This is a genomic window from Microcystis sp. LE18-22.4A, from assembly GCF_027531105.1.
In the GTDB taxonomy this organism is placed as follows: Bacteria; Cyanobacteriota; Cyanobacteriia; order Cyanobacteriales; family Microcystaceae; genus Microcystis; species Microcystis aeruginosa.
Genome location: NZ_JAPZRB010000226.1, coordinates 1 through 9837, shown reverse-complemented (window position 1 = coordinate 9837; position 9837 = coordinate 1). Strand labels below are relative to the sequence as shown.

Sequence of the window (9837 nt, the reverse complement as noted above, 5' to 3'; positions counted from 1 at the left end):
AGACCTCTTGCAAAAGTCTTAAGTCGATCCTTGTACAGCAACATTTTTGAAGATTATCAACTACTAATAAATAATTAACTGAAAGTCCCTCCCATTATTGTTTCTATCGTTTGTTTTCGGATTTATGCAAGAGGTCTAATGTAAGGATTTTTCTGTGACACATAGTTAGCGAATTCACTGTAGATGTTATCTAAATAAAATGCTGTGCTTACAGGTTTGAGTGTCGAAGATAAGTCGATGTTACCACAGATTGAACGGCTCTTCTAGGTTCTGTGTGAGCATAGTACAAATGTGCTTTTTCCGTACAAGCATACTAGCTATGGCTCAAAGTCTTACAGAGCCTGAGTTCAAGCAATGCAATACCAATGAACTACTGGACACTGAAGTTCTTACGCAGATAGGGTTTGAGGCAAAATTTTTCAAATTTGACCTTTAGACCATTATAGCTTGTTTTAGGGCAGAAAACTAGCAAAAACATGGCTAAAGAGCGAATCCCTTACTCTAGAGATTAATGACACTATCTGTTAAAATCAGGTTAGCGATCACTATACAGCCAACTCTACGGAATCGCTATACTCCAGATACGGTCAACGGTACAGCCATTTTCAAGGGAAAAATGTACCCAGTAGTCTCTTTTCAATTTTTTCTTAGAACCTCCATGCAGTAAGGGTTTTGTTAATTTTTTAGTATTTATGTATGGGGGAAGTCCAGGTATGACACTCCTAAAAGTAATGATATGGGTCAACCTTCGGCATCTCACCCCATTTAGGCGTGATCACAAGAAGTTTTCCCTATATCACGCCCAAAAGCGTGTTAGCCAGATTAGCCTATTGCCAAAAACCTTGTTTAACTAAATTCCTGACAGTAAGTTAAAATAACAGAACTCTTCTAAAAGACTAGCTAAGATTCTAGTTCTGACCGCACTTCTCCACAAAAATTTACAATTTCACAATATCAACCCATTACCCGGTAATTTCAGGAGCGGAAAACCCGGTCAGGGATAGAAGTTGTCGTTTAGCGGTTTCCCGTTCGAGACGGTAACGGTTCCACTGAATCTCTAACTGTTCTCGTTGGGCGATTCTTGTTAGATAGGTTTCGGTGGATGAACCGCCCAGACGGTAATCAATCTCGGTAATTCGGGTCAAGAGGTCGTGATGGGACAGTTGGGCTAATATCGCCCGTTCTCGATCGCCTGCGGTTTCGTAGGCGATCACCAGCGTTAAGACCTGTTCTCCCAGTTGGGAGCGTTTGGCAGCCCGTTGACGTTCCAATTCAGCCCTGGCCGCCTCTAGGTCGGCCGCCCTGATTTCGAGGTCGGTGATGGCCATCCTCTGTTGTTGTACCTGACCACCCCCAAACAGATTTTGCAGAATGGCGATCGGGTCGGTGGTGAGATAGCCTGTCCATTGTCGGGCGTTGGCCTGGTCGATACGTTGTCCAGCCAACTGTAACCGGCGATCGATCAGGGCGATGCGCTCGTCGAGGGTCTGCAATTCAGGGGAACGTTCGATCGCCGCTTCGGTGAGGGTACGGAGACAATCGTTACCGCTATCGAGACAGGGAAGCGGAGCGGCCTGTAGGGGAGTCCACATCAACAGTAAGCTCGACAGAGAGAAGGCGATCATCCTGACCCTGCCATTTAAGCCGTTTGACCGTTCCGGGGTAGGGAGCCTTAACTGTAGCCAATTGAACCAGTGCATCGTCGATCTCCTGTATTCTCGTCCTGATCACCGCTTTGTTGTATTCTCGTTCCTGAAGTTGTGCGGCGCGAACCGCCCTCTGTTTCTCCACTTCTAGTTGTTGGTTCTGAAGGGTGATCGTCCGTCGGTTTTCTTCTAGAGCCAATTGGTATTCTTCCTGAAGACGCTTTTCCTTGGCGGCCGATAGGGCGGCACGGGCGATGTCCAGTTGTATTTTTGCCTGTTCCCGTTCTGTTTCCATTTGGGAGAGTTTCGCCCGTTCGTGTTCGATAATCTTCTCCACGGGGGGTAAAGGTTGAGAGTCGATAGTAACAAAAGTGGGTAGGGAAGCGACATTAACCCCCGATGAAGGGATAATTGCCTGCCCTTCGACTTCTCTCAGGGCTAGTAATTGAGAAATTTTCTGTTTTTGTTGAGTGATTTTAGTATCTATCTGTTGTAATTCTCCCGTTTTCAGGGTAATATGAGCGATTTCTTGCCGGTATGAAACGGGGGGAAGTTTATTTAATGTTGGGGGTGGTGAAGGTAAGGTGAGTTCGGGGAAGGGAATCTGTAACTTTTTTAGGGAGAGTTCCAACTGTTGACGTTGGGTTTGGAGTCGTTGTCTCTCGGTAATGCGATCGCTTAGTATCTGACCCGCAACGATCCGAGAACCTTGTTTGACCCTCAGATCTGCGGGGGTGGTAAGAGTCAATCGGATTTTGATCTCTCTCGGTACGGTGGAGTGGGTTTTTTTCGGAGAGGAGGGAATGGTAACAGGGGTAACGGGTGTAACGGGTGTAACGGGGGTGCTGGGGGTTTTTTGGGCGGTGGTGTAACTGCAACCGACTAGGGCGATGATGGCGGCGGCGGCAACGGTCAGGTAACGAAAGAAATCAGGACGGGGGGAATATAAGAGTTCTGGGACAATGGGGGAAGTATCGGCTTCTCTCAGGGCAACACTCTCGCTTGTTTTCTCGCTGTGTTTCTCGATTCTGGGGACAATGGGGAAAGTATCGGCTTCTTTCAGGGCAAGCACTGAACTTTGTCTAAGTGTTTTTTGAGAAGCGATCGTTTCCAAGACAGTTGGAATTTCCAAGACAGTCGGGATTTCCGAGACGATTTCTCCCGTGCGTTCCCGTTTCCAGCGACTGATTAACTTACGGGAACAACCCTTACCCGTTTTCTCCCGTACCAACGAGATCAGACCTTCGTAGGTCGTACCGGCTGGTGCGCCGTCGAGGATAGCGAAAACCGTCTCAGTGCGTCGCTGGTGGGGTTTTGACCTAGAAAGAGTGCTAACCATCTTCTACCCTCCGGTGATAGGGAAAGATACTGGTCACTTCTGCCTGTTTGCCGAAACGACATAGGGCGGTCAAGGGTACTAACTCGGCTACTTTCTTCTCGGCGAAACGGAATTTGGCGGCCACCCGTTTTACTTCCGATTGGTCCACTGGCAGAACGATCTTGGTAGAGGAGTTACCGATCACGTCGTCGCTGAGATGTCGTTCCGATTGGGATGCCAACACCAAACCCAACCCGTACTTACGACCGTCAGCGATGATGCGGTCACAGGCCCGACTTTTCCGCAATTCCTTGGCCTCGTCGATGAATAGGTAGGTACGGGGTAACTTCCCTTCGATTTCTCCCAAGAGGCGGTGTCGGTTCATCAATTGCCAGGCCAAGGATTCGGCGGCAATCGCCCCGATCTCCGGCGGTAATTTCGAGAGATCGATGCGGATATGTTTCTCGGTGAAGTCGGGTTGGGGACGGCAGAAGACACCGTAGGTGAAGGTGGCTATCAGTTTCAGTTTCAGTTTTTGCGATTCCTTACAGCCGCTCTCCACCCGCGACTCGATCTCCTGCTGCAAATCGGTAAAATTGGGCGCTTCCCTTGTCCAACTTGTCGGTTGTTCTTGGCTGATACCCCGCCGGTTGTAACAAAATTGCAATATTTCTAACAGTAAACCTTCCTGATTTGGTCCCAACTGCAAAGAACGTTTTAGAGTGGTGGTAACGGCGATGGCCTGTAGATGGGGACCACCCCCTTCAGCATCGAGGTTGACAATCAGGGGATTGATGCCGTGAGAACTGGCCATGTGCAGGGGATAACAAGTTTCGCCGATAATCTCTTGATCACCGTGGAAATCGATGATAAATAACTGAATATCGGGATAGGTCTGTCTGAGGGAATAGGCGATCGCTTTGAGGGTCTGGGTTTTGCCACTACCGGATGCACCGATGGCGACGATGTGACCGTTGGGGAGATGACCAGGATTCCAATAACAGTTATCCCCCAGAAGGATGCCGGACGGTGGCGATGATTCGTCTGATGGGGAATTGGGGGCCTGTAAAACGGCGGTGGGTAGTGGTTTCTGCTGTTTATTGAACATTTATGATCCTAGCGATGAGATGACCTGAAACGCTGTATTCTCCCAACTTGTCGATCACATACTGGGGACTAGCGGCGGTGAGTCGGGCGTAGGCGATGTTACCCGGTTGTAGGGTAATAGTATCGAAACGGTCGGCATGACTGGGCAAACTCAGACCCGAACCATCGGCAATGGTCAGCGTTCCCGTTAAATATACCCTTCCCGTTAAATTAGCGAGCCTATCTAAATATTCATCTTCCAAGAAGATATTTTCGATCTTTACTTGGACTGGTGCGACCCGTTCTACCCGAATGCGGGACGCGATGATCTGAGATTCCTGACTCGAACCCAGTCGGTACACCGTTCCCCCTTCGTCCTTGACCAGCAGATCGCTAACGGTCAACGGTTCGATTACCTCGTAGGTGGCATCCACCGGCTGTTCGGTAATGGCATTTCTCCCTTGAACCCTAACTCGCAACAGATAACGGGAAGCATCCTCGTTCACCGTCTCGATCGCTCCCGACGGCAAACCCAACACCTGATTGAATCCGCGAATCAGACCGCCACCACTATTGATAGAAATACTCATAACCGAGACGACCACAAGAACAAACAGCAGAAACCACTCCGCATTACTGCCCGTGGCCAACCTCAAACGAGGATTTCTCGGGATGATCATCCTTCCCCGACCGGGATAAAACGCCTGCACTCCCGACTTAGTAAAAACATCGGCAAACCAGCCGAAAAAGTAACCGAGAATCAGACCGTACCAGAGTTGACTATAACCTAGTAGGGCTAGGGGATAAGCCGCAAGGGTGACGACACCTGAAGCGAAGAAACTGTGGGTTATGCCCCGATGAACCGTTCTCTTTTCTAGCCAACCACTGACGGGAAACAAGAGCCGTCCGATCGAGCTTTTGCCCGTGTCGATATCTGGTAACAAGGCCGCCACTGCCGCTATGCCCAATATCTCCGGATTGGCGGTTCCCAACGTTATGCTCGTCAAAGCTACCGAAAAGGCTATATGAGTGACGCTCATCATATAAATTATGAATTATAAATTATGAATTATAAATTGTGAATTATAGATTACAAATTATAGTTTATCAGTTCTGAATTGGGAAGTGAGAATTGTAAATTATAATTAAATTATCGATCGGCAAAGGTTGGTTTTTGGCTGTGATCGGTAATAGGTAAACTGACAACTACGATAACTGATAACCCGACCGAATCTAAAACCCAAAGTTAACCGTTTAATTCACCCAGTTTCTCAACCTTTTTTTCCGTGGGCTGATTGCCAGATTTTTTCTGGAAGACCTTGCCTTGAGAAGCCGATCTGTCAAGCGACGATCTCACCCTTTGCTTCTAATTTAGAACATTTGTACGACCAGTTGAGCCAGTGAAAAGTCTTGAGGTTTACGGTGGTGAGGTCTCAAGTTCGGGAAAAGAATTAGAACGGGTGTTTTCTCGGCAGCCAGCTGATAGGCAACTCATCCCGAAACATTGACGGTATAATCGATATAGCTTAGGGACTTTCTCTTGATCAGTAAAAACCCCCAACGTTTGGAGACGCAGGGGGACCAAAAACATTAAATACAATTAAATGTTAACTAAAAATGGGCTATTGTGCAGCACATCTGCCGTTGTCAAGCCTTTTTCTTCCCCCCGCAATTGTAGCTCAACCCCTTTACTAGAGCGGACTATAGCCGAAAAAAACTTATTTTTGATTTTTTCGACAAATGGATATCATGGGACTACTCCCCTAACCCTCTATCGGGAAATGATGGGAGGCCACCATGTTTAAAGCCTCTCGCTCCGAAATCAGACAAGAAATTTTAGAAGGTAGTGCGATCGCTCTTGACGTATTCGACACGGCGATCGAGATTATTCCGGACATACTAATCGATGACGTTACCCGCGAGGTTTTGGGAACTCCGATCGCCGATCTTCTAGGGTATCGCTACACCCGGTTTACCGATCAGGCTAAACCAAACCTTTTAGCGGCCGTATTCCGGCAAGAAACCGGTGAGGCCTGGCAACTAAAGATTTTTGGGGATGCCCAGGACGGGAAAAAATCAGGCCAATACTTGGCCCCAAAAGGAATAGGTGATAAGGCCTACTTTTCCCCTGTTCCCGATCGCATTGCCAGAGCGATCGCACAATCCCATAATCTGACCCCGCCGGGTAAGGATGAGACTTTCTGGGAATGGTTTCTCGATCATCCTGAAATACCCCTAGCCCTGACAGAAGGGGGGAAAAAAGCCTTGTCAGTCGTCTCCCTTAACCAACCGGCGATTAGCTTATACGGCTGCCAATGCGGGGCAAAAAATAAGGATGAGAATGGAATAGATAAACCGTTATTTTTGCTCCCTGAATTGCAGCTTTATGTCAAAGGGAGACGGGTTAACATAGCCTTTGACCGCGACTTGAAACCCTCAACCATTAAAAAGGTTGAGTCTGGAATTTATAAGCTGGCGATCGCTATCAAAAAGGCTGGCGGGCATCCTCATGTTGCTGTCTGGGACCCAAAAAACGGAAAAGGGATCGATGATATTCATGCCAGAAAAGGCCAGGATTTTGCCCTAGCTGTACTCGATAACGCTATTCCTTTTGATACTTGGGAGGGTAAAAATAAGAGAGACATATCGGATATAACGGATGTAACTCTTAATCAACAGTTTTTAACCCTACAAGACCTTAAAATCCCTGATAATGCTCAACTTATCTGCATAAAATCCGGGAAGGGTACGGGAAAAACCGAGGTATTAAAAGCGATCGCAGATCAGGCAAGCAAGGAAGGAATAGCGGTTCTGCCTATCGGTCATCGGGTTAAACTGTTATCGGAATTGTGCCAGCGATTGGGGATCGACTACAGAACTGATAAAAGCGATACCAAAAGCTATCTAGGCTATGCTTTATGCTTTAATAGCTTGCATTCTCAAGCTAACCCACCATTTAAGCCTGAAAATTGGCACGGCGCTTATATTTTTCTCGATGAGATAGAACAGTCTCTAAATTATCTTTTAAATAGCGACCTTGACGGAATGAGACGGCATCGAGTATCTATCATAGAGAGTTTCAGGGATTTACTCAGGGAAGCGATCGCTGGTGGGGGGAAAATAATTTTATGTGATGCTTATTTAACTAAGAGATCGATCACTTTTATTCAGAAGCTTCTAGGGATACCAGTAGAGAGTTGGATAGTACAAAATACCTATATCAGGGAAACTCCTCGATCACTGGCAGTCTATGAGTCTAAAGCCAAAATGCTGGCCGCATTGCTTGACCACATCCACAAGGGAGGCCGTCCCTACATCATCACTGGCTCTCAAACAGCCGCATCTAAGACCAGTAGTAAAAATTTACAAACGATCATTTCTCAACATTGTCTGGATAGAAAGCCCGTAGCGATCGACTCCGAGACAACAGCCGAACCCAATCATAAAGCCTACAGGATAGAAGACAACCTTAAAGAATTGTTCCAAGAGATCGACATTCCCATAGTTAGCCCGATTTTAGAAACTGGGATAAGCATCGACCGTAGCGATTTTGATTCTGTTTGGTGTTTTTCTTCGGGTAGTCAGTCGGTCGATGGAGTCTGTCAGGCAATTGATCGGGTTCGTTCCGACGTTCCGAGACATTTATTCGCTCCCAAAACTCATGCGAATTTCACTGGGAACGGCAGTTCTAACGCTAGGGACTTGTTAAGAGGTGAAAAACGAAAAGCGACCGTTATTTTCAAGGAATTAAGCGACCTTGATCATATTTCCTTGTTTGAGGGGGAAAATGCCATTCTCATCGCAACTTGGGTCGATTATGCGATAACCTGTAATAGCGAAGCATGGCGATATAGGGATGCCATTGTAGAACGACTACTCGGCGAAGGCTATCAATTCCCCGCCGGCGACAATCCCGATGACGACCCCACGATAACGGATGAAGTATCTTTAATGATGACCCTAACAAGAGAGGAAGCCCTCGAAACGGAACGAGAAATGATCGCCGCCGCCCCTAACCCTAGCGATGATGAACTGGAAAAATTGAGTAATCTAAGCGATCGCACTGCCGATCAGCGCTATCAGCTAAGAAAAGGGCAATTATGCCGGCGATACCTTACGGAAAACATTACCACTACCCACATCAAAAGGGACTCAGAAGGATGGTTTAGCGAATTAAGCCTTCATTATTACCTGACCGTTGGAAAACCCTTTATAAAGCACAAAGAACAGAAAAGAATGGAGAAATTAGGAAAGAACTCGGACGGTCGTGTTTTTCTTCCCGATTTCACTAAAAGCTTAATCCCTGCCTTGTTAGTTTTAGAAATTATCAGAATTCCAGAGTTTTTAGATGCCGATCGAACGTTCGCCAATGAAGACTTACAAGAATGGTACGAAACCTTAGTTATCCCCTACAAAAAGGATATTAGAACCTGCTTGGGGATAAGCATAGGCGAAAAGGATACTCCTATCAGATTCTTACAACGAGTGCTAGGGAAGTTCGGGCTTAAACTTTCCTGCTGTGGTCGGTTAGGGTCAAGACTCGATCGCCGTCGGGTTTACAGTTTGGCAGGGCTAAACCTTGACGGACGCAACGAGATTTTTAGTCGGTGGTTAGAACGGGACAATAAGGGCGTGTCCACGGAGTCTATAAATTATGTTGATACTTCTGCGGCCGCCTAAAAAAAGCTTAATTCCCCTATTTACGGTTTAGCAACCCGAAATAGGTTGGTGACACTAGCTTTTGTCCAACGGTAAGTTCGCGTATCACAACTACACATCTAATTTTCCGCTTACTTAACACAAAGCCGTCCTAAAAGGGGCAGGCTTTAAACCCAATTTTTCGATAAATCTCTGGCTTTTTATCCACCAGCCCTTAACACTTGTTCAGCCGTTAATTTCAGCCCTGGGAAGACGGTGGAAGTTATGGTCTGATTACCTCGAAACTGCTGAATTTCATATTCTCCATCCACTAGCGTACAGATGGATAGAGTGGGCTGTTTGGGCTTACCAATATGTCGAGTCCCGCCCAATCCCGCATAATCAGCAATCCAATATTCAGGAATGCCTAAAACGGCGTAATCTTCAACTTTGCGGGCATAATCGTTTTGCCAGTTGCTACTGACAACTTCTGCCACAAATTTAATCGAACTCCCCAGCGTCAGAATCGACTGGTTAGACCAAAGTAGTTCTTTGCTAAGTTCATCTCGATCCACAACCGCAACGTCAGGTCGAAATGCCGTCATACTAAGGTGGGAAGGACGCAATAATCCCCGTTGAAGAACAAACCAGGGTAAATCTATTTTATCGATTTGGACACAGACCTTTGTGGTAAAGAAAGCTGCGACTTCCTCATGCAAACCCGTCGGTTCCAAATCGAACACCTCCCCATCGATTAGTTCGTAGCGATTATCGCCACCGTAACGAGCGAGAAACTCGTCAAAGCTGAGTTGCTTTTGTTCTATTGGTTGGTCGATCGCAATGGTCATAGGTCAGTTGATTAAGCTCAACTCTTTCAGTTTAGCGGAACTATATGTGACAGACCAAACTACTAAGGGAGGATGAGGTCAGCGTCCCAAACGGTTAGACTGTCGGGGTAAGGAATAAATCATCAACCTGACCATTCCCACCGCCACGGTCAGTATCCCGCCGATCAGATAAAGACTGGTGTTATTAAAACCGAGTCCCAAGAATCGCAGAATCATAAAACACATGAGAACGGCAATTAGTAGGGGAGTACCGTCGATCCACTGGGTATGGTCATAATTATTACCCTCTAACCCCAAATAT

General features: G+C 46.8%; 6 protein-coding genes and 1 pseudogene. 1 reads left to right on the top strand and 6 read right to left on the bottom strand.

The features are described from left to right. Positions 1–962: 962 nt before the first annotated feature. The 4 genes from O9295_RS10125 to O9295_RS10110 are packed head-to-tail and all read right to left on the bottom strand — an operon-like array spanning position 963 to position 5093. The gene (locus tag O9295_RS10125) at positions 963–1592 is read right to left on the bottom strand and encodes a TolC family protein (protein ID WP_254064762.1); all 630 of its coding nucleotides are present in this window, start codon (positions 1590–1592) and stop codon (positions 963–965) included. After that, entirely contained in the window at positions 1549–2985 is a 1437-nt protein-coding gene (locus O9295_RS10120) for a hypothetical protein (RefSeq protein ID WP_288032868.1), read from the bottom strand. Before O9295_RS10120 ends, O9295_RS10125 begins: the two co-directional genes overlap by 44 nt. Beyond that, complete coding sequence (locus tag O9295_RS10115; RefSeq protein WP_288032867.1) at positions 2978–4072, bottom strand: ATP-binding protein; 1095 nt, start codon at positions 4070–4072, stop codon at positions 2978–2980. The genes O9295_RS10120 and O9295_RS10115 overlap by 8 nt, the downstream gene beginning before the upstream one ends. Next, complete coding sequence (locus O9295_RS10110) at positions 4062–5093, bottom strand: metal-dependent hydrolase (protein ID WP_288032866.1); 1032 nt, start codon at positions 5091–5093, stop codon at positions 4062–4064. Before O9295_RS10110 ends, O9295_RS10115 begins: the two co-directional genes overlap by 11 nt. A gap of 754 nt (positions 5094–5847) precedes the next feature. On the opposite strand from O9295_RS10110, the gene O9295_RS10105 reads away from it, so the two are divergent. Continuing rightward, on the top strand, positions 5848–8730 hold the full coding sequence (locus tag O9295_RS10105; protein WP_288032865.1) for a plasmid replication protein, CyRepA1 family: 2883 nt from the start codon (positions 5848–5850) through the stop codon (positions 8728–8730). Between the two features lie 179 nt (positions 8731–8909). Here O9295_RS10105 and O9295_RS10100 read toward each other — a convergent pair whose 3' ends face one another. After that, a complete protein-coding gene (locus O9295_RS10100; protein ID WP_193958752.1) occupies positions 8910–9536 on the bottom strand; it encodes a Uma2 family endonuclease in 627 nt (208 codons plus the stop codon). Between the two features lie 78 nt (positions 9537–9614). Further along, positions 9615–9837: pseudogene (locus tag O9295_RS10095) on the bottom strand (ATP-binding protein); the annotation flags it as partial.